Below are 26,335 nucleotides of genomic sequence, written 5' to 3' on the forward strand. Positions count from 1 at the left end.
CCCCTGCGGCGCTATATTCCCCGGCACTTCCAGCGCTCCTCCGGCACCGTGCATTTCTTGCGCGTGGGCGCGTTGTGCGCTGGAAAAACCATAACAACCCCAAGGAAGAAGCACCATGAAACTGCAATCCTCCGTTACCCGCCTCACCCTGTTGGGCGCCCTGATCATCGGCGTCGCCGGCTGCAGCAACATCAAGCCTACCGAAGATCACCTCAAGACGCTGTCGGAGACCAACCTGGGCGAACCGGTCAAGCGTATTTCCAATGTGCGCAGCGACTCGATGACCACCTACTACGTCGCCAGCGCGGCATCCGGCGAGTACAACTGCTCAGTGCCCAGCGGTGCCAGCGGCGGAGCGTTCGCGGTGGCGAGCTTTGGGCTGATGAAGCCTGCCGCCTACTGCCAGCCCAAAGGTGCACGCGGCAACCCCCTTCAGGGTTTCACCCAGTAACCGCCTCCTGGCTCAGGTCCCGCAGAACACCGCGCAGTTCAGCGGGGCGCACAGGCTTGGAGAGAATGGCGATCTGACGGTCGTGCAACGCGGCCTGGATTTTCTCCACATCGTGCCCGGTGAGGATCAGCGCCGGGACCGCCCAGCCACGTTGTTCGCGCAGGGCATCAATGCATTCGATACCGGTGGCGTGGTTACCCAGATCGTAGTCGGCGACGATGATGTCGCAATCACTCACCAGATCACGCCCCGAGGACGCCGCCTGCACCTCGCACCCCCAGCGCTCCAGCAGCGCCTGGGTGGCGAGCAACACGTTGTGGTCATCTTCCACCAGGCACACCTTCAACCCGGTGAGCAACCCGGCTTGGCGCGTGTCATCACGCGGAGCCGTTGCTCGCGGCGCGGTGGCCAGGGTGAGGCCATACAGGCTTACGGAAGTGCCATGACCCACTCGTGAACGCAGGCTCACTTGAACCCCCATCAACTGCCCCAAACGCTTGACGATGGACAGCCCGAGGCCCACGCCTTCGACGTCTTTGTCACGCAGGTGGCGTACCCGATAAAACTCCTCGAAGACCTTTGACAGATGCTCCTCGGCAATCCCTCGCCCCCGGTCATGAATCTCCACCGCCAAGCCGCCGTCGCGAATGCGCACGCCGATCAGCACCGGACGATGCGCGCCATATTTGAAACAATTGGACAGCACGTTCTGCACCATGGTCGCCAACAGCGCCGGGTCGACCAGCACCCAGTGCGCGCACGGCCGCAGGCGCAATTCCACCCCCGCCCAGCGCGCGGCCTCGGCGTTCTGGCGCACCAGGTCGGCAAGAAACTCGCCCAGGTGTACCGCCTGGTATTTAGGCAGCAGGCGGCCGTTGTCGAGGGTGTAGAGGTCGAGAATCGAGCGAAACAATTGCGACACGTTCAGCAGCGAACGGTCGATGTTATCCACCAGGCGCCGCTCTTCATCGCCCAGCCGGGCTTCGCGCAGGCACGCGGTGAACAGGCCGATGGAGTGGATGGGTTGGCGCAAATCATGGCTGGCCTGGGCGAGGAAACGGGATTTTTCCAGGTTGGCGGCGATGGCCTGCTCAGATGCCTTGCGCGTGCGCTCCAGCAGGATATGCGCGTACACCGGGATCACCGTGCTGGTGATCATCAGCATCAGCACCATGAAAGGTTGCGCCTGCCACACCGGTGTGAGGCGATACACGATCAGCAGCGCCAGCAACGCCAACGCCGTGGCAATCGCCAGGTATCGCGAGCCGTAGCGCATGCCATTACCGAGGTTGACCCACACCATCACCGCATACAATGGCAAGGCCGCCTCGCCGCCGACCACCATACCGAACGAGGTGCCGGTGTAGTCGTGAAGCATGCCGAAGATCCGCCGTGCCGGATAATGCCCGGGCCAACGTGCGATCACCTGGCGCAACGCGATGGAGGCGAGCAGGAACAGGACGATATACAGGATCACCGGCAGGTAGGTGTCCATCGACTGTCCGGGCAGAAAGCCCAGTGCGGTGATGTACACGACAGCGATGGTGGCCACCACAATGCGCAGGTTGGCTTGGTCGAGTTCGGAGTTGGTCTCAAGGCTCATGGGGTTACGTCCTTGTGCGGCAGTCATCAATTCCTTCACACACCCCAGGCAGGCCCAGGGCGCGGTGGTAAGGTAGCATGCAACTGCACAGCCTTGCCCCAGGAAGGAGCACTCCTATGACCGGTCGCATCATCATCGCCGACGATCACCCGATGTTTCGCGAGGCCATGTTGCGCACCGTACAGCGCATACTGCCGGACGCTTTGATGCAGGAAGCTGGCGACCTGGAAACGGTGCTCGCGCTGATCCGAGAAGGCGGCGAGGTCGATACCCTGATCCTCGACCTGCGCTTCCCCGGCCTGACCTGCATGAGCCAACTGGTCGACCTGCGCCAGCAACTGCGGCGCACCACGTTGATCGTGGTGTCGATGGTGGATGACCCGGCATTGATCGATCAGGTCATGGCCCTGGGCGCAGATGGCTTCATTGGCAAGAACATCGCCCCCGATGAGATCGGCCAGGCCCTGCTGGCCATCCGCGAAGGCGAAGTGCTGGTCAAGTTCGCCCCCTCCGGCCTACTGCCGCTGGACACCCACACCCTCACCGCCCGCCAGCAGGACGTGCTGCGCCTGATCGCCCAAGGCAAGACCAACAAGGAAATCGCCAAGGCCCTGGATATCTCGCCGTTTACCGTGCGCATCCATGTGTCGTCGTTGTTGCGCACGCTGGATGTGCCGTCGCGGGCGGCGGCAGCGGTGAAGTATTCCGGGGAGTTTTAGTGGTAAGCGGGTTCACCAAAGACGCTGCTTGCCAGTCGCTTGGTCAGCCCTGCATCCGATATTTATGCTCACTTCCCAGCTTAATAATATTTTATTTATAACCCCCCTCCCCCTAGCCTTGAAGTCATGCCAACGCTGAATCCAACTGCATTACGCAAGGACAGAGACATGACTCAAGCAATAACAAAAACAGACACGCTGGTGGTAGGCGCCGGCCAAGCTGGCGTGGCCATGAGCGAGCATCTGAGCAAGCAAGGGGTGCCCCACTTGGTGCTGGAGCGCAGCCGTATCGCCGAGCGCTGGCGCACCGGGCGTTGGGATTCGCTGGTGGCCAATGGGCCGGCCTGGCATGACCGCTTTCCGGGGCTGGAATTCGACACGGTCGCTCCGGATGGATTTGCGCCGAAAGAGCATGTGGCGGATTACTTTGAAGCCTATGCCCGCAAGTTCAATGCGCCGATCCGTACCGGCGTGGATGTGCTGTCCGTGGTGCGTAATGTCGGCCGCCCAGGCTTTACCGTGCACACCAGCGAAGGCGTGATCGAGGCCAACCGTGTGGTCGCCGCCACCGGGCCGTTCCAAAAACCAGTGATTCCGGCCATCGCGCCGAAAGACAGCGCGCTGCACCAGATCCACTCCGCCGACTACCGCAACCCCGCGCAATTGCCGGCCGGTGCGGTGCTGGTGGTGGGCGCGGGTTCCTCCGGCGTGCAGATCGCCGATGAATTGCAGCGCTCCGGACGCCAGGTGTATCTCTCGGTCGGTGCCCACGACCGCCCGCCCCGCGCCTATCGCAATCGCGACTTCTGCTGGTGGCTGGGGGTGCTGGGCGAGTGGGACCAGGCGGCCATGAAACCCGGCCGTGAGCACGTGACCATCGCGGTCAGCGGCGCACACGGCGGCAAGACCATCGACTTCCGTGAGCTGGCCCAGCGAGGCATGACCCTGGTCGGCCTCACGCAAGCCTTCAACGGCAGTGTCGCCAGCTTCCAGCCGAACCTGGTGGAAAACCTGGCACGCGGCGATGAAAACTACCTGGCCCTGTTGGACGCAGCCGACGCCTATATCGAGCGTAACGGCGTCGATCTGCCGCTGGAGCCCGAAGCCCGTCGCGTATTCCCTGACGCCGACTGCATCAAACACCCGATCCTGGAACTGGACCTAGCCAAGGCCGGTGTCACCTCGATCATCTGGGCCACCGGGTTTGCCGTGGACTACAGCTGGTTGAAGGTCGCCGCCTTCGACGAAGCCGGCAAGCCCCAGCACCAGCGCGGCGTGTCCAGCGAAGCCGGGATCTACTTCCTCGGCTTGCCATGGCAATCGCGTCGGGGTTCATCGTTTATCTGGGGCGTCTGGCATGACGCCAAGTATGTGGCCGACCACATCGCCATCCAGCGTCAATACCTTGAATACCGCGAAGCCGCCCCGGTGGTTCGTCCCTCCCCTGTCAGCGCCTGATCCCTTTATTGCCGGAGTTTTTGATGCCTACTCACACTCGCATCCGCATGTTCAACACCAAGGAAACCTACCCTAATCAGAGCCTGGACAACGACCTGTGCCAGGCCGTACGTGCCGGCAATACCGTGTACGTGCGCGGCCAGGTGGGCACGGATTTCGAAGGTAACCTGATCGGCCTTGGCGACCCGCGCGCCCAGGCTGAGCAAGCGATGAAAAACGTCAAGCAACTGCTGGAAGAGGCCGGTTCCGACCTGTCGCATATCGTCAAGACCACCACCTACCTGATCGACCCGCGCTACCGCGAGCCGGTGTATCAGGAAGTCGGCAAATGGCTCAAGGGCGTGTTCCCGATTTCCACCGGGCTGGTCGTATCGGCGCTCGGTCAGCCGCAGTGGTTGATGGAAATCGATGTGATCGCCGTTATTCCAGAGTAAGGAGCCGCACATGACCTTTTCAATCGTCGGCCGTTGTGCCGAAACCGGCCAGTTGGGCATTGCCATCAGCTCATCGAGCATTGCCGTAGGTGCCCGTTGCCCGTGGCTGCGGCCCGGCGTGGGCGCGGTGTCGACCCAGAACATCACCCTCCCGGCCCTGGGCCCGGACGTGCTGGACCTGTTGGAGCAAGGCCTCGCCCCCGCCGATGCGGTCGACAAGGCGCTGACGCGCAACGGTTACAGCCAGTACCGGCAACTGACGGCGATTGATCACCTGGGCCGCAGCGTGCATTTCAGCGGCAGCGAAACCCTCGGCACCCATAACGCCGTGTCGGGCGAACAATGTGTGGCGGCGGGCAACATGCTCGCCGACCGCACGGTGATCGAGGCGATGATCACGGCCTTCGAGCAAGGTGAAGGCCAGTTGGCGGACCGGTTGCTAGCGGCGATGCATGCCGCCATCGCCGCCGGTGGCGAAGCCGGCCCGGTGCACTCCGCCGCGCTGGTGGTGGTGGGCGAACTGACCTGGCCGATCATCAACCTGCGCGTGGATTGGGCCGATGAACAACCGATCCTTGAATTGCAAAAGCTCTGGGAGGCCTATCGCCCGCAAGTGCAGGACTACATCGACCGCGCCCTTGCCCCGGACCGCTCCCCTGGCTACGGCGTGGCCGGAGACGACCGATGAGCACCAGCCGCGAACTGCTGCAGGCGCTGGTGGGGTTTGACACCACCAGCCGCGAATCCAACCTGCAACTGATCGAGTTTGTACACGATTACCTGGCCGGTTTCGGGGTATCCAGCGAGTTGGTCTACAACGAAGATCACAGCAAGGCCAATTTGTTTGCCAGCGTGGGCCCGGTTGAGTTGCCGGGGATCGTGCTGTCGGGGCACACCGATGTGGTACCGGTGGACGGCCAGCCCTGGACCGTACCGCCGTTCGAGCTGACCGAACGCGACGGCAAGCTGTTCGGGCGCGGCACCGCCGACATGAAGGGTTATATCGCCTGCGTGTTGGCACTGGTGCCGGCATTGGTCGCGGCGCCGTTGCGGATGCCGGTGCACATCGCACTGTCCTATGATGAAGAAGTCGGTTGCCTGGGCGTGCGTTCGTTACTCAAGGTGCTTGAAGAACGGCCAGTGAAACCCATGCTGTGCATCATCGGCGAACCGACCGAACTCAAGCCGGTGCTCGGCCACAAGGGCAAGTTGGCGATGCGCTGCGACGTGCACGGCGAGGCATGCCATTCGGCCTACGCACCGTATGGCGTGAATGCGATTGAGCATGCTGCCGAGCTGATTGGTGAGCTGGGACGGATTGGCCAGCGGCTGCGGGAGACCCAGGATGCGCGGTTTGATCCGCCGTTCAGCACGGTGCAAACCGGTGTGATCAGCGGTGGCAAGGCCCTGAATATCGTCCCGGCGGATTGCCGGTTCGATTTTGAAGTGCGTGCGTTGCCGTCGCAGGACCCCGCCGAAGTGGCTGAAGAACTGAAGGCCTACGCCGAGCAGCAGGTGTTGCCGCGCATGCAGGCGGTGAGTGCGCAGAGTGCGATTCACTTTACTGAGTTGTCGGCCTACCCAGGCTTGGTCACCGATGAGCGCAGCCAGGCGGCGGAGTTGATCGCGGCGTTTTCCGGTTCGCGGGCGTTCGGCACGGTGGCGTTTGGTACCGAGGGTGGGTTGTTTGACGCCGTGGGCATTCCCACGGTGGTGTGCGGGCCGGGGAGCATGGACCAGGGGCATAAGCCGGATGAGTTTGTCAGCCTGGAGCAACTGGCGGGGTGTGACGCTATGCTGGGGCGGATGCTGGACTCGATTCGCGCCTGAACACTTCATGCAAATCCCTGTGGCCTTGTTTTTGTGGTGAGTGGGCTTGCCCCGCGCGAGGCAAGCTCGCTCACTACAAAAGCTCGGTTCCTACGGCCGGAGCCCTAGGCGAGGAGTCGGGCAAGTTCTTCGCGGCAGTAATCGACAAACAGTTGCACCGGCTTGGTCAACGGCGCGCGGCGAAGCCAGACTGCCGACAAGCCTGAACCGGTCACCGTTTCTGCCAACGGCACACACACCACTTTCTGGCCATCGTAGGTGTATTCGGTAAACGGCTTGGTCACCAGGATGGAAAACCCGAACCCCCGCCCCACCATCCCCCGCACCATCTCGATGGACGGCGAGCTGAACACGATATTCGGCGTCAGCCCGCGCTCTTCAAAGATGCTCACGAAGTAGGTGCGACTCGGCAGCACATCCAGCAAGATCATCGGTTCCAGCACCAGGTCCGCCAGTGAGACCTTGGCCTGCTGCGCGAAACGATGATCCGCCGGCAACAGCGCATAGGGCTGCTGCGGCGGCATCAATGGCGTGGTTTCGATGGTCGTGCCCAGGTCATGTTCGAACAGCATCGCCACGTCGATACTGCCCGCCGTCAACGCCTGCACCAGTTCCTGCTGCTCGCCATCACGAATGCGGATCTCCACCCCCGGCCAACGCGCCTTGAAGCCGGCGATCAAGCGGGGCAGGTAAAGCGGCGCCACGGTTTCAAAGCAGCCGATATCGATTTGCCCCGCCACCACGTCATTGTCCGCGAGGGCGTTCTGCTCGAACTCATGGGCTACGCGCAGCAGTTCCAGGGCCTTGCGATAGAAGCGTGCGCCGCTGGGCGTCAGCGACACCCCCTGGGCGTGATGACGGATAAACAGCTGCACGCCAAAGCTGTCTTCCAACTGCTTGATCGCCGTGGACACCGACGGCTGCGCGATGTACAGCTTGCGCGAGGCCTCGGCGACGCTGCCGCATTCGGCCGTGGTGACGAAATATCTGAGTTGGCGCAGGTTGTACGCAGCCATCGGGACCTCCAGAAACGTGGGACTTCGCCCGCTAAACAGGTGTAGGCAACATACCGGAGCGCGGCACGGCTGCGAGCTATATTTTTTAAGGTCTATAGCAACAAACTTACTAATTTACCTCCCTGCGCCCATTGCAGATCATCACTCCAACAACAAAGCGCCGCGCACGTGGCGCACAGCGAAGTACGTCAACGTACTCACCTTGCCTTGGAGTTCGTCATGGTCACCACTGCAACATCCTCCGCCCCGCTTATCGAAAAACACACGATTGGATACGTGCCTCCGGAAGATCGCCATGGAAAGGTAAGAGACCTGTTCACCTTGTGGTTCGGCGGCAACATTGCGCCGCTGCCGATCGTCACGGGTGCGCTGGGTGTGCAACTGTTCCACCTCAACCTCCTCTGGGGCATCGTCGCCATTCTCGTCGGCCACCTGGTCGGCGGCGTGCTGATGGCGCTGCACTCAGCCCAGGGCCCGCAAATGGGCATCCCGCAAATGATCCAGAGCCGCGCCCAGTTCGGCTCCCTCGGCGCCTTGCTGGTGGTGGTGATCGCCGGCGTGATGTACATCGGTTTCTTCGCCTCCAACATCGTACTTGCGGGTAAATCCCTGCACGGCGTAGTCGACGCGGTGCCCGTGCCGGTGGGCATCGTGATCGGCGCCATTGGTTCCGGGATCATCGGCATCATCGGCTACCGCTTCATCCACGTGCTCAACCGCATCGGCACTTGGGTGTTGGGCGCCGGGATCGTGCTGGGGTTTGGCTATATTTTTACTCACGTGCAAACCACCGACTTCCTGACCCGCGGTGAATTCAACATCTCCGGTTGGCTGGCAACCGTGTCCCTGGCGGCGCTGTGGCAAATCGCATTCGCCCCTTATGTGTCCGACTACTCCCGCTACCTGCCGGCAGACGTGCCGGTCGCATCCACCTTCTGGACCACCTACCTCGGCTCGGCCCTGGGCTCCAGCCTGTCGTTCATCTTCGGCGCCGTCGCCGTCCTCGCCACGCCAGTCGGCATGGACACCATGGACGCGGTCAAACTCGCCACCGGCGCGATCGGCCCATTGATGCTGGTGCTGTTCCTGCTCAGCGTGATCAGCCACAACGCCCTCAACCTGTACGGTGCCGTACTGTCGATCATCACCCTGGTGCAGACCTTTGCCTACCGCTGGATTCCAACGGCCAAAAGCCGCGCGGTGATCTCGATCCTGGTGCTGGCGGCCTGTGCGATTGCCGCGGTGTTTGCCTCCAAGGACTTCATCGGCCACTTCGTCGACATGGTGCTGGTGCTACTGGTGGTACTGGTGCCGTGGACGGCGATCAACCTGATCGACTTCTACGCGATCCATAAGGGCAAATACGACATTGCCTCGATCTTCCGCGTGGATGGCGGGATTTACGGGCGGTACAACCCACAGGCGCTGTTGGCGTATGCGGTCGGCATTGTGGTGCAGATTCCATTTATGAATACGCCGCTGTATGTGGGGCCGATTTCGGAACACATCAACGGGGCGGACTTGTCCTGGGTGGTGGGGTTGGTGGTGACGTCGCCGTTGTATTTCTGGTTGGCGAGCCGGGACAGTGCGTATAAGCGTCGGATGGAGGGGGGGAAGCTGGTGGGTGGGGTTTGATACATTCGCCGCCTGCAACTTGAGCAATCAGAAACCCCGCCTTGGCGGGTTTTCTAATTTTTGGATAGCACGTCAGATGCTTTTTTATGGCAAACCGGCTTGTTGTGGTGAGCGGGCTTGCCCCGCGCTGGGCTGCGCAGCGGCCCCATTGAGAATGAATGCAGTGCTTCAGGCATTTCTCTCTTGCTGATTTTGGGGCTGCTTCGCAGCCCAGCGCGGGGCAAGCCCGCTCACCACAGAAAGCTCACTCACCACAACAAGCCCATTCAGGTCTTTAGGGAGTGCTCTACAGGGGGTTTTGTGTTGCTGGGGTCGATGTTTGTCTATCATGTGGCCTCTCGCTCAACGCCTCAGGAAACGTCCATGCCCGCCCTCACCTTCCGCAATGCCGTACCCGCCGACGCCGCCCGTTGCTTTGACATCGAGATCAGCGCCTACGAAGGCGACGAAGCCGCGACCCTGGAAAAGATCGCCACGCGCATTGCGCAGTACCCGCAAGGCTTTTTGATTCTGGAGGCCGAGGGCCAAACCGTGGGTTTCATCAACTGCGGTTGCGCTTATGACGTGGTGATGTCGGACGAGGCGTTCAAGGAGTTGGTGGGCCATTCGGCCGAGGCGCCGAATGTGGTGATCATGTCGGTGGTGGTCGACCCGGCGCATCAGGGTAAGGGCTATTCCAAGGCGTTGATGACAGAGTTTGTGCAGCGCATGCGCACCATGGGCAAGCAGGCGATTCACTTGATGTGCAAAAAACATCACGTGCCGTTGTACGAGCGCATGGGCTATGACTATGTGCGACCTTCGCCGTCGGATCACGGTGGCATGGCGTGGCATGAAATGGTCATGGCGCTCTAGAGATGAACGCAGCGCATGTTGAAATCAGCGACCAACCAACCCCCGATGCCGAGCGTATTCTCGTTCGGTGAAGTGCCCTGCAAACCTGAGGGTAGCAGCCGGGTATTTCTGCCTATGCAGTTGTGAGAGACAGCGCTTTGCCAAACAAGCGGTTCTGATGGGTTTCGCCCTGGAAGCTATACGTCGGCGAACCGAGTAACACGTAGCCACGTTTTGGATAAACTCCCAGGGTCCGTTCATTCCCCACCCACACGGTCGCCCACAACAATGAAGCGCCCCCTTGCGCCGCCCGCTCCTCGGCCGCCGTCAACAGTCGATAGCCGATGCCCAGGCCAGTGAAGCGCTCTTGGAGGTACAGGCGTTGCAGTTCAGCAACATCGGGCGCCGAGATCACCGCGTGTTCAGCACGCCACTTGATTTGGGCGAAACCGACAAGGTGGCCGTTGGTTTCGGCAACGAAGGGATATCTAACCGCCTACTCAGGCGGCTGATTTAAGCCACCGCCCGAGAGGAAGCGCCCTCTGTCGTCCAACGCCAGGGCATTGGACGATGTAAGCTCCCTTTACTCAGCGAGCCTCATCGCCATGGAGCATCTGCGTCATTTCACCCAACCCGTTGAAAACCTCTCCCCTTCACCCGACTATCTGAGCCAGGCGCAAAGCATGGGACTCAAGGCCAGCCAGACCCTGGCCGCCAACCTGATCAACACACTGTCAGTGGCATTAGGCCCAACCCCGCCGCGCTCGCTGCATGAGCTGCGCGTCACCATTCCCGAAGACTCACTACTCAGCAGTTGGCTGGCCGTGTACTGGAAAGCGATCAATCAACCGGCCTTTCTGGATTGGGCAGATGCTCTTGACCTGGACCTGCCAACTTTGTTTCTGCAAGGCACCCGTTTACAAGCGAGGAAACAGGCGCCCTACCACGCGCCGTTGCACACCTTCACACTGGCTGATGATTCGGGATGGCGGGAAGTGGCGTACCCGATCCTGGCGATCACCCAAGTCATCGACACCGGCAACGTTGGCATGCCCTATCTGGGCAACCGTTTCGAGATCGAGGACCGCACATTGCCCTTGAAACTGGCCCTTGCCTTCCATGGCTACCCGCTGCCCGACAACAGCTTGCAGGTGCAGGTGATTGTCGATGAGCTACACGCGCTCAACGGTTTTCCTGGCATTGATGACAGCGGCCACAGCAAGTCGGTCATTCATAGCGAGCTGAAGAACCAGCAATTGGACTACCAGCAGTTGATTCGCGTACTGGAGGAAACCCGCAACGGCGACCAAGATTTTGATTGGCTCCAGGTGTACCGCAAACACATCGCCTTGCGCTCTGACTCGCTGCTGGCCCATACCATGAAATACGCGACCCGACTGCTGGGTGCGCTTATCGGGAAACTGGGCCTCGACAGGGATGCCGAAAAAACCGCCAGCTACTATTACGATTACGAAATGCGCGCGCTGTGCATCCTCCCGCGCAGCCGTCAGAACAACACTCGTTATATTCCGCCCTCGGATACACCTCGGTGGCAAGAGTTGGAGCGACTGGCCGCCACACTCCAGAGCAATGTGTACCAGGATGAGACATTCAGCGTGGCCTCCTTGTTGTCCGTCTACGGTATCGAACGCCCTGCCAGCGGAGGCGATTTGACGCAACTGCTGGCGTTGTTACGCCAATGGTCGCCACCTGTCGTGCCCTACATCAGTGAATGGGCACGCTCCTTCTCTGCGGTCTATGCCCATCGCTACTACCTGGGCCTGCTAAATGATCGTTACCACATGCAGGTCGCGCTGCAACAAACCGCTTTAGGTAAACAAGCGGCGGATAGAATCGAGCTCAACCGGATCGTCGACATGGACCCGGATGTCTTCGGGCCTGGGCTGGAAAAGGCCCGTCAATTGCTGGTGAAGCTGACAGAGCACCCGGATTTCATCGCCCTGCGCGATGCTAAAGGCATTGACCCGGGCAGCCATGTGTTACTCACCGTTGCGCATATGGGCGCCCGGGGGCTGGACGGGCAGTGGAAGCAACTCAGTGCTGAAGTACTGGAGAATGAGCGCCTGCGAGCGCTGCTACCGCCGCTGCTGATTGCCGTCCGAAACAACGGAGGCGAATTGCGCAGTAATGGCGAGGTCTCCCTCAAGCAGGCGCTCGCGCTCTGTGACGTCGAAGCCCCCAGCAACGCGGGTGAAGCACTTAAGACCGCTCGCCTGCTGGCAATCCCTTTGACCATCAAACCTCAGTCCAGCCAGTACTGGGGAGCACTGACCCTAGCGCAACCTTCACGCTGGACCTTGTCGCGGCCCCAAAACCAGCTGATCCTCGATATCAGTCGGCGCACCCTTCCGCAGACGTACTCGCACCTGTTTACCTACCTTAGCGAACCGATCCTGAAAGACAGGCCTGTGCACGACGTGCGCGCCGAAGCAGACTTTTTGCTGTCTCACCTACTGCATTCCACCCGCGCCCTGGCGCTCGGCGAAGAGTTGTCAAACCAGGTCGATTGGCATGGGCGCGACGCCGGTGAAACCACCACCCGTGCCAGCCGTAAGGCATTGGTGCTGGCCGCGCTGATACTGAGCCTGGACCCTGCATTGAATGCACCCCAGGGTTCGATCAACGTGTTCGACCTGACGGACAGCTACCTATGGGGGGAGTCCCTTGCGTTCGTCCGCGAAATCATCGAAGCCAGCCTGACGGCGCTTTCACGCCCAACAGCAGCCCTGGCCGCACACGTGCTGCTGTCCAACAAATCGCCGGAGTTCCTGATTCGAAATATTCCAGAATCATTGCCCTTCATGACCTCCCAAGCCTGGGTGCTGTTCAAACACTACGTCATGTACACCGAGCAGGAATTGTCGGGCTCGTCGCGTCAACTGAGCTACGACGACTTAATGACCCTCGCCCACATGCCGGCGTCAGCCAGATGGACACGATTTCTCAAAAATAACAATGTAACCGCGCCGATTGTTGATTGGGCGGTCGCCAACGGCGTGTTGGCAAAGGGCGAGACTTACACCGCCATTGAGACCAACGACGCCATAAAGGCGCTCAACGAACAACGCGAGCGCCTGAAAAATGCGCTGGAGACCTTCTCTTCAGCGTTCACTTCGCTTCACGAGACAGCGCTTCAAGACCTGCAACGGGTCTACCCGCAACAGACAGAGCTGCAAGCACCCATCCTGGAATCGCCGCCGGATACAAAGCAGTACACCCTGGTTGAACTGCACATGGCAGGTGAGCTGAAAGCTCAGGCCAAGCGTTGGCGCACGTCCGAAGGCAGCCTCGACTACCCGGAAGTGGCGAAGAACTTCCACCAACTGAACAACATCAACGCCCGATTTGGCAACGCCTTCACCCGTAGGCTGGATCAATTGCAGGTGGCGTATGTGGAGACCGTCACTCACTGGCTGTCACATTTGTCACTGCCAAGACGCGAAGCACTGGAGTATGGACAGGTTGAGTGCTTCAGCCTCAGCAAGGCAGCCACTCATGGCCGGTTTGCAACACTGGTTTATGTCCAGTACTTCAGCGACCGGTATTTCTATGAATTTTTCCCCCTGCACCATGTCATCCTGCCGCGACGCGACCTTGAATACGCCCACGTCATCCAGGCGACTGCCGAGGGCAACACGCCCAGGCCCCATGCGTGGAAGCGATTCAACTGGCCCGCCTATGCAGAAGGCCGTGCGCCCGATAAATCTGCGCTCCCGTCGCTGCAACCCGAAGTGATCATCCGCAAACTCGACCTCACCCTGCCCATGCCCCAATGGCGCAACCCGGATGAGCGCAGGCTCCGCGCGCCGCAGACATTCAACTCCGCACGCTCCAGCGCTTTGGCGACGCTGATCGTCCAGCGCCAACTGCTGCTGGGCAGTGCGGCGCTGCGCGAGCGTGCGGCCAACCCGCTCACGCTTGAAGAGGCGGCTGGCGGGTACGACCCGTGGACAGCGTATATCAATCGCCTGGTGCCCAATGGCGACCGCGCGGCGTTGCTGGTCTGACAAGCATGGCGACGGGGCGCCGGGCTGTGTAATGATCGCCGCTCGACGTCGCTCAGGATGGAACCCTCTTCATGTTGCCGAACGCCATCACTCACTCTTTGGATTCGCCCCGCTTCTGGCGCGACGAGCGCCTGCCCTTCATCGAAGCGCGCACCATCGCCGATGGGCGCAAGGTGACCTATAGCCGTCACGCGCATGAGCATTTCTCCATCGGAGTAGTCACCACCGGACGCAGCTATTACCACTACGGCGCCGAAACGTTTGAGATCAGCGCCGGCACGGTGGTGTTGATGAACCCTGGCGACGTACACGCCTGCAACCCCATCGCCAATGAGCCGTGGTCCTACCAGATGCTGTACATCGACACGCCCTGGCTGACGGACTTGCAGCACCAGTTGGGGTTCGGCACGGACCAGGGTTACCGCCCATTCAACACGCCCTACACCCGGGACACGGTGCTCTACGATGGCCTGTTGGAGTTGTACGGGATACTGGCGGATGAACAGGCCGAACACCTGCAAAAACAGAGCGCGCTGGTGAGTTACTTCACTGAAGTTCAACAGCGCCTCAACCCCTCCGGCACGCCGGTGCGTGAGGTCAACCACAAGCTGGAACGCGCCGCCGACTACATCCGCGAACACTGCACCGACGCCCTCAAACTGGAAGATATCTGTGTAGCAGCCGAGCTTTCACCGTCCTACCTGATCCGTGCATTCAAGCAGTATTACGGCCTGACGCCCCATGCATTCCTGGTCAACCAGCGTATCCAGTTTGCCCGCGCGCAATTGCGCCAGGGGGAACTGATCGCCGATGTCGCGCTGGCCGCAGGCTTTGCCGACCAGGCGCACTTCCAGCGCACCTTCAAGCAGCATTTTGCTGCCACACCGGGGCAGTACCGCGACCGGCTCAAGCCATCAATAAATAACCCACACTGGCCACCAGCAACGCGGCCATTGAGCGGTTGAACACGCGAACGCCCTGAGGGTTGCCGAGGTAGCGGCGCAGGAATGTGCCAGCGTAGGCCCAGCACGCCACCGACAGGTAGCAGATCACCAGGTAGAGCGCCGCAAACAGCCAGACCTGTGCGGCATCGCCATCCGCCACAAACAAGCCCATCCCGGCCACGCAGGCCAGCCACGCCTTGGGGTTGAGCCATTGCATGATCGCCCCATAGACCATCGACGGCGCCGTTGCGGCACCCTCGGCATCCAGCCGGCCATCGTCCGCGGCCAGTTTCCAGGCCATGTACAACAGGAAGGCCACCCCGCCCCACTGGATCAACTGGGTCAAAATCGGCCAGCGCACCAGCACCTCATGCAAGCCCAGCCCAATCAACACCAGCAACAGCGTGAAGCCGACGGCAGCACCGAACACATGCTTCTGGCTGGCGACAAAACCGAAGCGAGCCCCCGAACTCAGCGCCACCACATTCACCGGACCCGGCGTGATGGACGTGGCGAGGGCGAAGGCAGCCATGGAAATAATCAAGCTCATTGCAACTCCTTTTTGTTCGAAACCGTGATGGTGTGGCCACGGTAAACGGCGAGTCAGATCGCGGTATTGAACAAAATGACCCTCGTCGGATTAGCCACTCGACGGAAAAAGCCCGCCTGCAGCTGCGCTGGCAACCACGCTCGACCAGCAACACGCTGATCGATTGTGCCAATGGCCTGATCGCCCACAAGGTCGTTTAGATGTTTTTATTCCATTGATATAACTGCATTTTTTTCTTTCGAAAGGCCGGTTTTGATAGGCAAAAATGCGTATTTGCCGTGTAGGAGCCGGTGCTAGAGTTCAGCCCCTACTCATCGCAAAGAAGGAACCGCTATGTCACGTCGCCTGTTGGCAGTTGCCTGCCTGATGCTGTCTTTTTCTGCGGCTCAAGCCGCTGAACGCTGGGAAACCCTGCCGCCGACTCCCGCCGCCGTGACGGGCGCGAAAACCGGCTACGCTGCCGTCAACGGCATCAAGGTCTACTACACCCGCACCGGTCATGGCTCACCCGTGGTGCTGCTGCATGGCGGTTTGTCCAACTCCGATTACTGGGGCAACCAGGTCAAGGCGCTGGCGGCCAAGCACACGGTGATCAGTATCGACAGCCGTGGCCACGGGCGCAGTTCGCGGGATGACAAACCTTACGGTTATGACCTGATGGCCGACGATGTGGTGGCCGTGCTCGACCACCTGAAGATCCCCCGCGCCGATATCGTCGGCTGGAGCGACGGCGCCATCATCGGCATCGACCTGGCCCTGCGTCACCCGGACCGTATCGGCAAAGTATTCGCCTTCGCCGCCAACACCCAGACCTCGGGTGTGAAGGACGCCGTGGAAAAAAATCCGACCTTCGCCGCCTTTATCGAACGTGCTGGCAAGGAGTACGCCAAACTGTCGCCGACGCCTAAAGAGTACGACGCGTTTGTCGAGCAGATCAGCCATATGTGGGCCAGCCAGCCGAACTGGACCGACGCCCAACTGCAGAGCATCAAGACGCCGATCCTGATTGCCGACGGCGACCATGACGAAGCAATCAAGCGCGAACACACCGAGTACATGGCAGCGACCATTCCAAGTGCTGGCCTGTTGATCCTGCCGAACACCAGCCACTTTGCGTTCCTGCAGGACCCGGCGTTGTTCAATGCGGCCGTACTGGGCTTCCTTGACAGCAAATAGACGCTTTACCCGCCGGCGCGCAGTGTAGATCACCGATCATGAACCTGGCGGTAAAGGCCTCGTTGTCCACGGACAGCCCGGTGTACCTCAACCGTTGATCAACGAAAAATGCGCGCCGACTCCGGCGCGCACGCCCTCCGCCACGGCCAGCGCTACGGATCCGGCGGCGAGGGACGCATCGCCACAGGCAAACACGCCAGGCATGGATGTCTGGCGCATGTCATTGGTGTGCAGGTAAGCACCGGTGGGGCCGTCGTCAAACTCACAGCCAAGTTGCGCGGCCAAAGGGCTGATTTGGGTGCGAGACATCGTAAAGATGCCGTCGAGGCTGAACACTCGGCCATCGTCCAGCTCCAGGTCGGCTCGCTCGCCGAAGATGCGCCGTACCGCGCCGCTTTCCACGCTGACCCCACGCCGATCCAACTGCGCCTGTTGTTCGGCATCCGGGGTGAACACGCCTTGGGTGAACAACGTGGTGGTGCCCCAGTCCGGCAGCATCAGTGCGTGGTGCATGGCCAGGGGTGAAGTTGCCAACACACCGATGCGGCCTTTGTCCAGCTCGTAGCCGTGGCAGTAAGGGCAATGGAAAACGTGCTTGCCCCACCGCTGTTCGAGGCCTTCGATGGCGGGCAACGTGTCCACCACCCCAGTGGCCAGGATCAGGCGTTTGGCGTGAAAGGTACCGTTGCATTCGCTGCGAACGGCAAACCCTTGTGATTCTGCACTCGCCTCAATCACGCTGTCTTGCACCCAAGTGACCGTCGGGTACTGCATCAATTGGCTGCGGCCTTGAGCAACGATGGCCTCCGGAGCCTGGCCATCCTGGCCGAGGAAACCGTGAGACGTTGCCGCAAAACGGTTGCGCCGTTGCCCCGCATCAACCACCAGCACCTGGCGTCGCGCCCTTGCCAGTTGCAAGCCCGCTGACAGACCGGCATAGCTGCCGCCCACGATAATGACGTCGTACATCATGATGGTGATCCCTGCTTTATGCATTCGGTTGTCCGAATACTTTCACGACACACCATATGTTACGTGAAAATACTGCGTCAAGACTCTCGCAACTTTTTAGGTTACGAACGATACTTTGGTCCGAATCACCCTGAGGTTTATTGATGAGAAATGACACCCGACTGTCGCGCATGCTCCACGTACTTATCCACATGGGTCGCCATGAAGAGCGCGCAACCTCGGAGACTATCGCGCAAATGCTCGGCACCAACCCGGTTGTGGTGCGGCGCACACTCGGGCTGCTCAAGGAAAAAGGGTATGTACGCTCGGAGAAAGGTCACCAGGGCGGCTGGAGCCTGGGTAAGCCCCTGAGTGAGATCACCTTGCTGGAGATTCACAACGCCCTGGGCACGCCGTCGATATTTGCCATCGGCCTGTCGACCGACCACCCGCAATGCCTGGTGGAACAGGCGGTGAACGCAGCGCTGACCGATGCCTTTGACCAGGCTCAGTCGTTGTTGCTGGCGCGGCTGGGGGATGTAACGCTGGAACAATTGGCGAATGACTTTGACCAGCGCTATCGCATCGCCATGGCGCGTTGACCGGCTACAACCCGCGATTGCGCAACCATTGCAGGAAACCCTTCTTGACGGGTACCACCGGCGCGTCCTGAGTCAAGGCCTGCGCGGCGTGCAGGCGGAAATCCAGCAAGGTTTTCATGGCCTCGCTGATGTCGTGCCGCGCATCCAGGCAGGGCTTCAAGTATTCCTTCTCGATGCGGTACAGGGTGCAGAAGGTCTTGGCTGAGAAATCCGCCAGCGCCGCCTGGTCTGACAGAATACCCGCCTCGCCAATCACCTCCGCCGGCCCCATGCGCCCGGCTTCGAACTTGTGTCCGCCCTTGATCAGCATCACTGAGACCACCCCGGATTCGACGATAAACAAATGATCACTGACCTCCCCGGCCGGCAGGATCATCTCGCCGGCACGGTAAGTGTGCAGGGTCATGTTCTGGCTGAAGGTGTCTTTCTCTTCCTGGCGCAAGGTGGAGAAAATCGACGAGCGCTCAAGCAGCGCGCGTGCGGCGGACATCGCCGGCGGCGCGCTGCTTTCAGTGGCCGACAGCAGGCCGACGCCCGCCGCTTGCAGGTGACGGAAGGCCAGGTCGTAAAGCTGGTTGCGCACCTCCCGCTTGAGGGCCATGGCCGGTACAAAGCCGCTGATTTCATACTCGACGCCACCACTGGCCGAGGTCTTGAACGCCACACTCGGCGCCGGCTTGCCCAGCAGCGGCCGACACCCCTGCATCGCCCGCTCCAGCGCCTCGATCACCGTTTGCGGGCGCGCGTGGGGGCTGACTTGCAGGCTGACCGAGAGGCCGAACATGTCCGCCGGGCGCGAGAAATTGATGATCTTGGCCTTGGCCGCCAGGGAGTTGGGGATCACCGCCAGGCTGCCCTGGGAGGTTTGCAGACGCGTGGCGCGCCAGTCAATATCGGTCACGCGGCCTTCGGTGCCGTCGATAGAGATCCAGTCATCGATCTGATACGGCTTGGTGGTGTTGAGCACAATCCCGGAAAACACATCGCTCAACGTGCTTTGCAGCGCCAGGCCGACAATGATCGCCACCGCGCCGGAAGTAGCGAGCACGCCCTTGACCGGCAGGTCGAGCACATAGGCCATGGCGGCGATGATCGCGATCAGGAAGATCACGGCGCCAACCAGGTCCTGCAACAGACGCCCGGTGTGCCCGACGCGCTGCATCATCACCGCACCGAGCAACACCGTCAGCGTGCGCGCCGCGAACAGCCACCAGCCGATCTGCAAAGCAGTGGCCGCCAGGTGCAATGCGGTGTTGTCCGCATAGGGTGCCATTTGCATGGGGTTCATGCCGTCGTTGAACAGCACGGCGCTGTACACGGCAAAGATCGCCAACCGCGCCGCGAGCTTCCAGTTGGTGAGGTTGACGGAAATAAGGCGCCACACGGCAATGTCGATAAAGATCAGCGCCAGGGCGCACAACATCGGGTGATCAGCGATAAATGAGGGCATCCAGGCGACTCCAGGGTGAATGCCGTGAAGATCGCATGAATTGGAGATATCGGGTATAGCGCAAAACGAAATGTGGAAGCGGGCTTGCTCGCTCCCACAGGGGATTACCACTAGCTGTCAGATGTGCATCTGGCCGAATTTACCGGATTGAAAGTCCGCAAACGCCTGATGAATCTCCTGCTCGGTATTCATCACGAACGGGCCATGCCCGACGATAGGCTCGTCGATGGGTTCGCCACTGAGCAGCAACACCTTGGCGTCGTCGTTGGCCTCCAGTGTCAGTTGGCGACCATCACGCTCAAACAGCGCCAATTGCCCCTGGCGCGCAACTTCCGCGCCATTGACCAACACCGTACCGCGCAGGATCACCAGGGCTGTATTACGCCCTTCGTGCAGGTCCAAAGTGACGGGCTTGCTGGCGTTGAGGCGCAAGTCCCACACGTCGATAGGCGTAAAGGTGCGGGCCGGGCCTTGGGTGCCAGCAAACTCGCCAGCAATCAGGCGCAGTTGCCCGGCGTCGTTGGCCAACGGCAGTACTGGAATGTCGCCATCGACAATCGTCTGGTAACCGGCGTCGGCCATTTTGTCCTTGGCCGGCAGGTTGACCCACAGTTGCACCATCTCCAGCGCCCCGCCGCTACGGGCAAACGCTTCGGAATGGAACTCTTCGTGAAGAATGCCTTTGGCGGCAGTCATCCATTGCACGTCGCCGGGGCCGATGGTGCCACCGGCGCCGGTGGAATCGCGGTGTTCGACTTCGCCATCGTAGACGATGGTCACGGTCTCAAAGCCGCGATGAGGGTGTTGACCGACGCCGCGACGTTGTTCGGTCGGAGTGAAATCCGCTGGACCTGCGTGGTCCAGCAGCAGGAATGGGCTGATGTGCTTGCCCATGGTGTCGTAGGAAAACAGCGTACGCACCGGGAAACCGTCGCCGACCCAATGGCCGCGAGGGCTGGTGTAGATGCCGATAAGCTTTTTCATGGTGTACCTCCAAAGTGCATACACCATAAGGCCGCTGGCCGTTGGGCACTAGCCGGCAAAAGCGGCCTGGATCGTCCTACGTATAGGACAATCCCTTGACCTGGCGCTGACGCAGCAGATGAAACGCGACAAAGGCCGTCAGCGCAAAACAGGCCTGGATGATGATCATCGGCGCGGCACTGCCATCGCGCAGTTGGCTCAGCAAGACACCGCTGCAGGTGGCGCCGAACATCTGCGCAAACCCCATCAAGCCTGCCGCCAGACCGGCACGGTGTGCGTTGGGCATGACGCCACCCGTCACCGACCCTGGTAGCACCAGGCCGCCGCCCAGGGTGACCAGCGCGATCGGAATATCCAGGCCGAGTACCGACAGGCCAAACAGCGCATAAATGACCAGCGCTGACACCCCGCCGATGGCCACCATCGTCACGCCCATCGCCACAATCCTCTGGGGACCCAGGCGCAGGATATTGCGTCGGGTGTAGGTGGAACCGACGATGAGCATCGACACGATCAGGCCGAAATTGATCCCGTACTCAAGAGTGCTGAAGCCCAGCAGGTTGATAAACACCGCCGAAGAACCGGCAATCACCGCAAACATCGCGCCATAGGTGCACGCCAAGGCCACGGCGAACGCACGGTATTGACGGCCCTTGAGCAGATCCAGGTATTGCCCACCGAGGGTGCGCCAGTGGCCGGCCTTGGGATCGAGGTAGTGGTTGCTCTCGCGAAAGAACAGTAAGGCCAGCAGCAACACTACGCTGCCAATCACCAGCGCCAGGACGATCGGCGCGTGCCAGCCGAAGAGTTTGATCAACAGGCCACCGACCATGGGTGCCACCACAATGGCGTAGAGCATGCCGATCATGGTCAAGGCCAGTGCAGGCCCCGCCTCGGCCTTCCATACGTCCCGCACCACCGTGCGCGCCAGTACCAACGCGGCGCAGGCGCCCAGACCTTGCAGCACGCGGGCGGCGATGAACTGGTGGATATCGTGGACCAACAGCATCGACAACGTCGCCAGTACGTACAGCACCAGGCCGCCGATCAGCACCGGACGCCGGCCGATACGGTCCGACAGCGGGCCGAACAGCAATTGCCCGAGACCAAAGGCAGCGACAAATGCCGACAGCGCCATCAATGCCGAGCCGGCTGGCGCTGCCAATGCCTGCTCGATGGCGCCAAGACCAGGGATGATCAATTGGGTCGAAACCTCACCCAGTGCCGTCAGGGCCACCAGTAAAAACAGCAGGCTTCGCGAGGGGACCGGGGCATTTGTCATGAGGTGTATCCGGGGGGCTGGATTAATTTATATTTCGACCATAATATGCGTAAAAAATTATGTCCATAATTTTTTGCCCAACGGTTATCCCCGGAGCCCGCCATGCACCCTCTTCCCCTGCGTCTTCTCACGCCCCTGGCCCTATTGATGGTCCTCAATGGTTGCAACAGCAAAGCCGACACCGCCGCCGAAGTCCCTCAACCGCGTCCGGTCCTCGCGGCCAAAGTCGAAGCCGCCGGCACCCAACAGAGCGCCTATACCGGCGTGGTCGCGGCACGTACCGAAAGCGACCTGGGTTTCCGGGTCAGCGGCAAGGTCATCGAACGCAAGGTCGATCCTGGCCAGCACGTGTCCCGTGGCGACACCCTGTTGGTGCTGGACATCGGCGACTTCGAACTGGCCCTGCGCTCGGCAAAGAACCGCGTCAACGCCGCCCAGGCACAACTGCGCCAGCGTCGTGACGACGAAAACCGCTACCAGCGCCTGGCCAATACCGGCGCCGTGTCGCGGCAGATTTTCGACCAGTCCGCGACCAACCTGCGCGTCGCCGAAGCCGAGCTGGCCTCGGCGCAATCCGACGCCAGCCAGATCGAAAACCGTCGCACCTACTCCGTGCTCAAAGCCGATGGCGACGGCATCATCACCGACGTGCGCGTGGATCGCGGCCAGGTGGTCGCCGAAGGGCAGATTGTGGCGCGCCTGGCCCATGACGGTGCCCGCGAAGCCATCGTCAACCTGCCGGAAAACCAGCGCGACCAGGCCTCACAGAAAGCCCTGGCCTTCCCCTTCGGCGCGCCTGACCAAGCGGTGAGCGCCACGTTGCGCGAACTCTCTGCCAGCGCCGACCCGACCACCCGCACCTACCGTGCCCGCTACGTGCTGCACGGCGCCGTCGACCGCTTCGCCCTCGGTTCCACCATCACCGTGCGCCTGCAAGGCAACGGCCAGGCCGAGCAAACCCGCGTGCCCATCGGCGCACTGCATGACGCGGGACAAGGCACCGGCGTGTGGCTGATCGGCGCAGATGACAAAGTCAGCTTTGCTCCCGTGAACGTCGCCAGCCTCGGCCAGGAAGACGCGCTGCTCAACAGTGGTGTTGCCCCCGGCCAGGTCATCGTTGCCCTCGGCGCACACCTGCTGCACAGCGGTGACGCCGTGCGCCTGCTGCCCGCGCAAGTACTGGCCCTCAACCGCAAACAGGACAACTGAGCATGCGCGGTATCAACCTCTCCGAACTGGCGGTCAAACATCGCGCGGTCACCCTGTTCCTGATCATCGCGATCCTCGCCGCCGGGATCTTCTCCTTCGGCAAACTGGGACGCGCGGAAGACCCCTCCTTCACCGTCAAAGTGATGACCATCACCGCCGCCTGGCCCGGCGCCACTGCCCAGGAAATGCAGGAACAGGTGGCCGACCGCCTGGAAAAACGCTTGCAGGAACTGGACTACTACGACCGCGTCGAGACCATCGCCCAACCCGGTTTCGTGTCGATGCGCATGACCTACAAGGAGTCCACGCGCCCCAGCGAAATCCAGGACCTGTTCTACCAGACCCGTAAAAAGCTCAGTGATGAAGCCGCGAAGCTGCCCAAGGGGGTGATCGGGCCATTCTTCAACGATGAATATTCCGATGTGTATTTCGCGCTGTACGCTCTGGAAGCCGAACACCTGCCTCATCGGCAACAGGTGCAGATGGCCGAAGACCTGCGCCAGGGTTTGCTCAACCTGCCGGGGGTGAAGAAGGTCAATATCCTTGGCGAACAGGCGCAGCGGGTGTTTGTGGAGTTTTCCTACGAGCGCCTGGCAACCCTGGGCATCAAGCCGGATCAGATTTTTGCTGCATTGGCCGCACAAAACGCCGTGGCGCCGTCGGGTTTCGTCGAGACCGCCGGGGCCCGCGCCTATATCCGTATCGACGGTGCGTTCGACAGCCTGTCGCTGATCGAAAACGTGCCGCTGGAAGTCAATGGCCGCGTGTTGCGCATCGCCGATGTAGCCACCGTCAGCCGAGGCTATGAAGACCCGCCCAGCTACCGCATCCGTCACCAGGGCGACCCCGCGTTGATGCTGGGCGTGATCATGGAGAAACACTGGAACGGCCTGGAACTGGACAAGAGCCTCAAGGCCCAGGAAGCCAGGATCCAGGCCGATTTGCCGCTGGGCGTGAACTTCGCCAAGGTCTCCGACCAGGCGAAGAACATCAGCTTGGCAGTGAATGAGTTCATGCTGAAATTCTTCGTCGCCCTCGCGGTGGTGATGGTGATCAGCCTGTTGGCCCTGGGTTTCCGTGTGGGCCTGGTGGTGGCAGCAGCGGTGCCGCTGACCTTGTCGGTGGTGTTTGTGATCATGCTGCTGACCGGGCGTGAATTCGACCGCATCACCCTCGGCGCGCTGATCATTTCCCTGGGTTTGCTGGTGGATGACGCGATCATCGCCATCGAGATGATGGTGGTGAAGCTCGAGGAAGGTTTCGATCGTATTCACGCCGCCACCTTTGCCTGGAGTTCCACGGCGGCGCCGATGCTGACCGGCACGCTGGTCACCATCATCGGCTTTCTGCCGGTGGGGTTTGCCCGCTCCGGTGCCGGGGAATATGCCGGCAACATCTTCTGGATCGTCGGCTTTGCGCTGATCTCGTCCTGGCTGGTGGCCGTGGTGTTCACGCCGTATCTGGGCGTGAAACTGCTGCCGCAGATCAAGCCGGTGCCTGGCGGCCATGACGCAATCTATGCCGGGCGTTACTACCAGAAGCTGCGGGCATTGGTCGAAGCCTGCGTGCGTGGGCGCTGGCTGGTCACCGCACTGGTGGTGGCGGCGTTTGTGCTGTGCGTGCTGGGCATGGGTGTGGTGAAGAAACAGTTCTTCCCCAATTCCGACCGCTCCGAGCTGATTCTTGAGGTGTACATGCCGCCGGGCAGCGCCTTCAAAAGCACCGAAGCGGTGGCTGCGCAGTTGGAAAAAGCCCTGCTGCAAGAGCCGCAAACCACAATGGTCGACACCTATGTGGGCGGCGGCGCACCGCGTTTCTTCCTGTCGCTGAACCCCGAACTGCCGGACCCGGCATTTGCCAAGCTGATCGTGCAGACCCCGGACTCCCACGCTCGTGACGCCTTGAAACTGCGCATGCGTGAACGCATTGCCGCCGGTGAGTTTCCTGCGGCGCGGGTGCGCGTGACGCAGTTGCTGTTCGGTCCGCCCGTGCCGTTCCCCGTGGTGTTCCGTGTGTCCGGCCCTGACGTGGACGTGCTGCGCGAGGTATCCGAAGACGTGCGCAAAGTCGTCGCCGCCAACAAGCTGACCAAGGACGCCTTCCTCGATTGGGGCGAGCGCACCAGCGGCTATCGCCTGGTATTGGATCAAGACCGCCTGCGTTTGCTGGGTTTCACGCCCAACGAGGTCAAGTCCCAGCTCAATGCCTTGCTCAGCGGCAATCCAATCACCGAAGTGCGTGAAGGCAACCGCACCGTCTCCGTCGTCGCCCGTGCCCAGGGCAGCCAACGTGAAGACCTCGGCAACCTCAACAACATGACCCTGACCAACAGCGCCGGCACCTCAGTGCCATTGGCCCAGGTCGGGCATTTCCAGGCGGTGATGGAAGAACCGATCCTCAAGCGCCGCAACCGCGCGACCACCGTGGAAGTGCGCGCCGACATCATTGACGGCGTGCAACCGCCCGACGTGGAAATGGCCGTGTACAAAGACCTGCAACCGCTGATCGCCAAGCTGCCCGCCGGTTACCAGATCGACATCGGCGGCCCGGTGGAAGAAAGCGCCAAGGCCAACGTCGCCCTGGCCGCGCTGTTCCCGATCATGATCCTGCTGACACTTACGGTGATCATGTTCCAGGTACGCTCGTTCGGCGTAATGTTCATGGTCTTCGCCACGGCGCCGCTGGGGTTGATCGGCGCGGTGCCGACCTTGTTGCTGTTCAACCAGCCGTTCGGCTTCAACGCGATCCTGGGCTTGATCGGGATTGGTGGGATCCTGATGCGCAACACGCTGATCTTTACCGACCAGATCCGCCAGAACCAGGAGCACGGCATGGCGATCCGAGAGGCGATCGTCGAAGCCACGGTGCGGCGTGCAAGGCCGGTGATCCTCACGGCATTGGCGGCGGCGCTGGCGTTTATTCCGCTTACGTTGTCGGTGTTCTGGTCGTCCCTCGCCTATGTGCTGATTGGCGGGGTGTTGGTGGGGACGGTGTTGACGCTGTTATTCCTGCCGGCGTTGTGCAGTCTGGTGCTGGGGCGAACGCGCACAAAAACTGCTGAAACCTCCCACGTAACAGCGAGATAAGCTCTACAGATATCACCTGAAAACCTCTGCAAAGTCCCTCGCCTGATCACACAGTGCGAGGGATTGCAGATGGATTTTCCATTGAGTGCGTTG

General features: G+C 61.2%; 21 protein-coding genes and 1 pseudogene. 14 read left to right on the plus strand and 8 right to left on the minus strand.

Annotation, left to right across the window (positions count from 1 at the left end):
• Window positions 1-115: 115 nt before the first annotated feature.
• Window positions 116-451 carry a hypothetical protein gene (locus ACP7C6_RS00765; RefSeq protein WP_028616607.1) on the plus strand — a complete coding sequence of 112 codons (336 nt, stop codon included), beginning with the start codon at window positions 116-118 and terminating at the stop codon, window positions 449-451.
• Here ACP7C6_RS00765 and ACP7C6_RS00770 read toward each other — a convergent pair.
• Window positions 441-2,054 (minus strand): ATP-binding response regulator, encoded by a 1,614-nt coding sequence (locus ACP7C6_RS00770; RefSeq protein WP_426108097.1) that lies wholly within the window; start codon window positions 2,052-2,054, stop codon window positions 441-443. The genes ACP7C6_RS00765 and ACP7C6_RS00770 overlap by 11 nt on opposite strands.
• Window positions 2,055-2,170: 116 nt before the next feature.
• On the opposite strand from ACP7C6_RS00770, the gene ACP7C6_RS00775 reads away from it, so the two are divergent.
• From ACP7C6_RS00775 to argE, 5 genes are all read left to right on the plus strand, one after another.
• Window positions 2,171-2,773, plus strand: a complete 603-nt coding sequence (locus tag ACP7C6_RS00775; protein ID WP_028616609.1) for a LuxR C-terminal-related transcriptional regulator — start codon at window positions 2,171-2,173, stop codon at window positions 2,771-2,773.
• 126 nt (window positions 2,774-2,899) lie between these two features.
• Entirely contained in the window at window positions 2,900-4,231 is a 1,332-nt protein-coding gene (locus tag ACP7C6_RS00780; protein WP_410525287.1) for a flavin-containing monooxygenase, read from the plus strand.
• A gap of 23 nt (window positions 4,232-4,254) precedes the next feature.
• Complete coding sequence (locus ACP7C6_RS00785; RefSeq protein WP_016969085.1) at window positions 4,255-4,665, plus strand: RidA family protein; 411 nt, start codon at window positions 4,255-4,257, stop codon at window positions 4,663-4,665.
• A 10-nt stretch (window positions 4,666-4,675) separates the two neighbouring features.
• Window positions 4,676-5,353, plus strand: coding sequence for a DUF1028 domain-containing protein (locus tag ACP7C6_RS00790; protein WP_068934261.1), 678 nt, complete (start codon window positions 4,676-4,678; stop codon window positions 5,351-5,353).
• A complete protein-coding gene (gene argE / locus ACP7C6_RS00795) occupies window positions 5,350-6,495 on the plus strand; it encodes an acetylornithine deacetylase (RefSeq protein ID WP_068934263.1) in 1,146 nt (381 codons plus the stop codon). Before ACP7C6_RS00790 ends, argE begins: the two co-directional genes overlap by 4 nt.
• 104 nt (window positions 6,496-6,599) lie before the next feature.
• On the opposite strand, the gene ACP7C6_RS00800 is transcribed toward argE, so the two are convergent.
• Entirely contained in the window at window positions 6,600-7,511 is a 912-nt protein-coding gene (locus ACP7C6_RS00800; protein WP_068934265.1) for a LysR substrate-binding domain-containing protein, read from the minus strand.
• Between the two features lie 219 nt (window positions 7,512-7,730).
• Here ACP7C6_RS00800 and ACP7C6_RS00805 point away from each other — a divergent pair, with 219 nt between their 5' ends.
• Both ACP7C6_RS00805 and ACP7C6_RS00810 read left to right on the plus strand, forming a co-directional pair.
• Window positions 7,731-9,146, plus strand: coding sequence for a purine-cytosine permease family protein (locus tag ACP7C6_RS00805; RefSeq protein ID WP_028616614.1), 1,416 nt, complete (start codon window positions 7,731-7,733; stop codon window positions 9,144-9,146).
• Between the two features lie 363 nt (window positions 9,147-9,509).
• Window positions 9,510-10,001 (plus strand): GNAT family N-acetyltransferase, encoded by a 492-nt coding sequence (locus tag ACP7C6_RS00810; RefSeq protein WP_426108101.1) that lies wholly within the window; start codon window positions 9,510-9,512, stop codon window positions 9,999-10,001.
• 112 nt (window positions 10,002-10,113) lie between these two features.
• Here ACP7C6_RS00810 and ACP7C6_RS00815 read toward each other — a convergent pair.
• Window positions 10,114-10,458, minus strand: a pseudogene (locus ACP7C6_RS00815) (GNAT family N-acetyltransferase); the annotation flags it as partial.
• Window positions 10,459-10,585: 127 nt separating this feature from the next.
• On the opposite strand from ACP7C6_RS00815, the gene ACP7C6_RS00820 reads away from it, so the two are divergent.
• Together ACP7C6_RS00820 and ACP7C6_RS00825 are read left to right on the plus strand one after the other, a co-directional pair.
• The gene (locus ACP7C6_RS00820) at window positions 10,586-14,008 is read left to right on the plus strand and encodes a hypothetical protein (RefSeq protein ID WP_426108103.1); all 3,423 of its coding nucleotides are present in this window, start codon (window positions 10,586-10,588) and stop codon (window positions 14,006-14,008) included.
• Window positions 14,009-14,079: 71 nt separating this feature from the next.
• Window positions 14,080-14,973: an AraC family ligand binding domain-containing protein gene (locus tag ACP7C6_RS00825; protein ID WP_426108105.1), complete on the plus strand. Its 894-nt coding sequence runs from the start codon at window positions 14,080-14,082 to the stop codon at window positions 14,971-14,973.
• On the opposite strand, the gene ACP7C6_RS00830 is transcribed toward ACP7C6_RS00825, so the two are convergent.
• Window positions 14,915-15,502, minus strand: a complete 588-nt coding sequence (locus ACP7C6_RS00830) for a LysE family translocator (RefSeq protein WP_028616617.1) — start codon at window positions 15,500-15,502, stop codon at window positions 14,915-14,917. The two genes, ACP7C6_RS00825 and ACP7C6_RS00830, sit on opposite strands and share 59 nt — an antisense overlap.
• A gap of 333 nt (window positions 15,503-15,835) precedes the next feature.
• Between ACP7C6_RS00830 and ACP7C6_RS00835 the strand changes: the two genes are divergently transcribed.
• The gene (locus ACP7C6_RS00835; protein ID WP_028616619.1) at window positions 15,836-16,678 is read left to right on the plus strand and encodes an alpha/beta fold hydrolase; all 843 of its coding nucleotides are present in this window, start codon (window positions 15,836-15,838) and stop codon (window positions 16,676-16,678) included.
• Window positions 16,679-16,765: 87 nt separating this feature from the next.
• Here the strand turns inward: ACP7C6_RS00835 and ACP7C6_RS00840 are convergent, their stop codons facing one another.
• On the minus strand, window positions 16,766-17,650 hold the full coding sequence (locus tag ACP7C6_RS00840; protein WP_421558628.1) for an NAD(P)/FAD-dependent oxidoreductase: 885 nt from the start codon (window positions 17,648-17,650) through the stop codon (window positions 16,766-16,768).
• Window positions 17,651-17,793: 143 nt separating this feature from the next.
• On the opposite strand from ACP7C6_RS00840, the gene ACP7C6_RS00845 reads away from it, so the two are divergent.
• On the plus strand, window positions 17,794-18,231 hold the full coding sequence (locus ACP7C6_RS00845; RefSeq protein WP_068934276.1) for an Rrf2 family transcriptional regulator: 438 nt from the start codon (window positions 17,794-17,796) through the stop codon (window positions 18,229-18,231).
• Window positions 18,232-18,235: 4 nt separating this feature from the next.
• Here ACP7C6_RS00845 and ACP7C6_RS00850 read toward each other — a convergent pair whose 3' ends face one another.
• The 3 genes from ACP7C6_RS00850 to ACP7C6_RS00860 all read right to left on the minus strand — a co-directional run bounded on the left by ACP7C6_RS00850 (window position 18,236) and on the right by ACP7C6_RS00860 (window position 21,947).
• Window positions 18,236-19,681, minus strand: coding sequence for a mechanosensitive ion channel domain-containing protein (locus tag ACP7C6_RS00850; protein WP_426108109.1), 1,446 nt, complete (start codon window positions 19,679-19,681; stop codon window positions 18,236-18,238).
• Between the two features lie 117 nt (window positions 19,682-19,798).
• Window positions 19,799-20,665 (minus strand): pirin family protein, encoded by an 867-nt coding sequence (locus ACP7C6_RS00855; RefSeq protein ID WP_028616623.1) that lies wholly within the window; start codon window positions 20,663-20,665, stop codon window positions 19,799-19,801.
• Between the two features lie 76 nt (window positions 20,666-20,741).
• Window positions 20,742-21,947 (minus strand): multidrug effflux MFS transporter, encoded by a 1,206-nt coding sequence (locus tag ACP7C6_RS00860; protein WP_028616624.1) that lies wholly within the window; start codon window positions 21,945-21,947, stop codon window positions 20,742-20,744.
• 102 nt (window positions 21,948-22,049) lie between these two features.
• On the opposite strand from ACP7C6_RS00860, the gene ACP7C6_RS00865 reads away from it, so the two are divergent.
• Entirely contained in the window at window positions 22,050-23,156 is a 1,107-nt protein-coding gene (locus tag ACP7C6_RS00865; protein WP_068934279.1) for an efflux RND transporter periplasmic adaptor subunit, read from the plus strand.
• Window positions 23,157-23,158: 2 nt separating this feature from the next.
• Window positions 23,159-26,242 (plus strand): efflux RND transporter permease subunit, encoded by a 3,084-nt coding sequence (locus ACP7C6_RS00870; protein WP_426108112.1) that lies wholly within the window; start codon window positions 23,159-23,161, stop codon window positions 26,240-26,242.
• The last annotated feature ends 93 nt before the right edge of the window (window positions 26,243-26,335 follow it).

It is taken from the genome of Pseudomonas sp. TWR1-1-4, from assembly GCF_049897165.1.
GTDB classification, from domain to species: Bacteria; Pseudomonadota; Gammaproteobacteria; order Pseudomonadales; family Pseudomonadaceae; genus Aquipseudomonas; species Aquipseudomonas canadensis.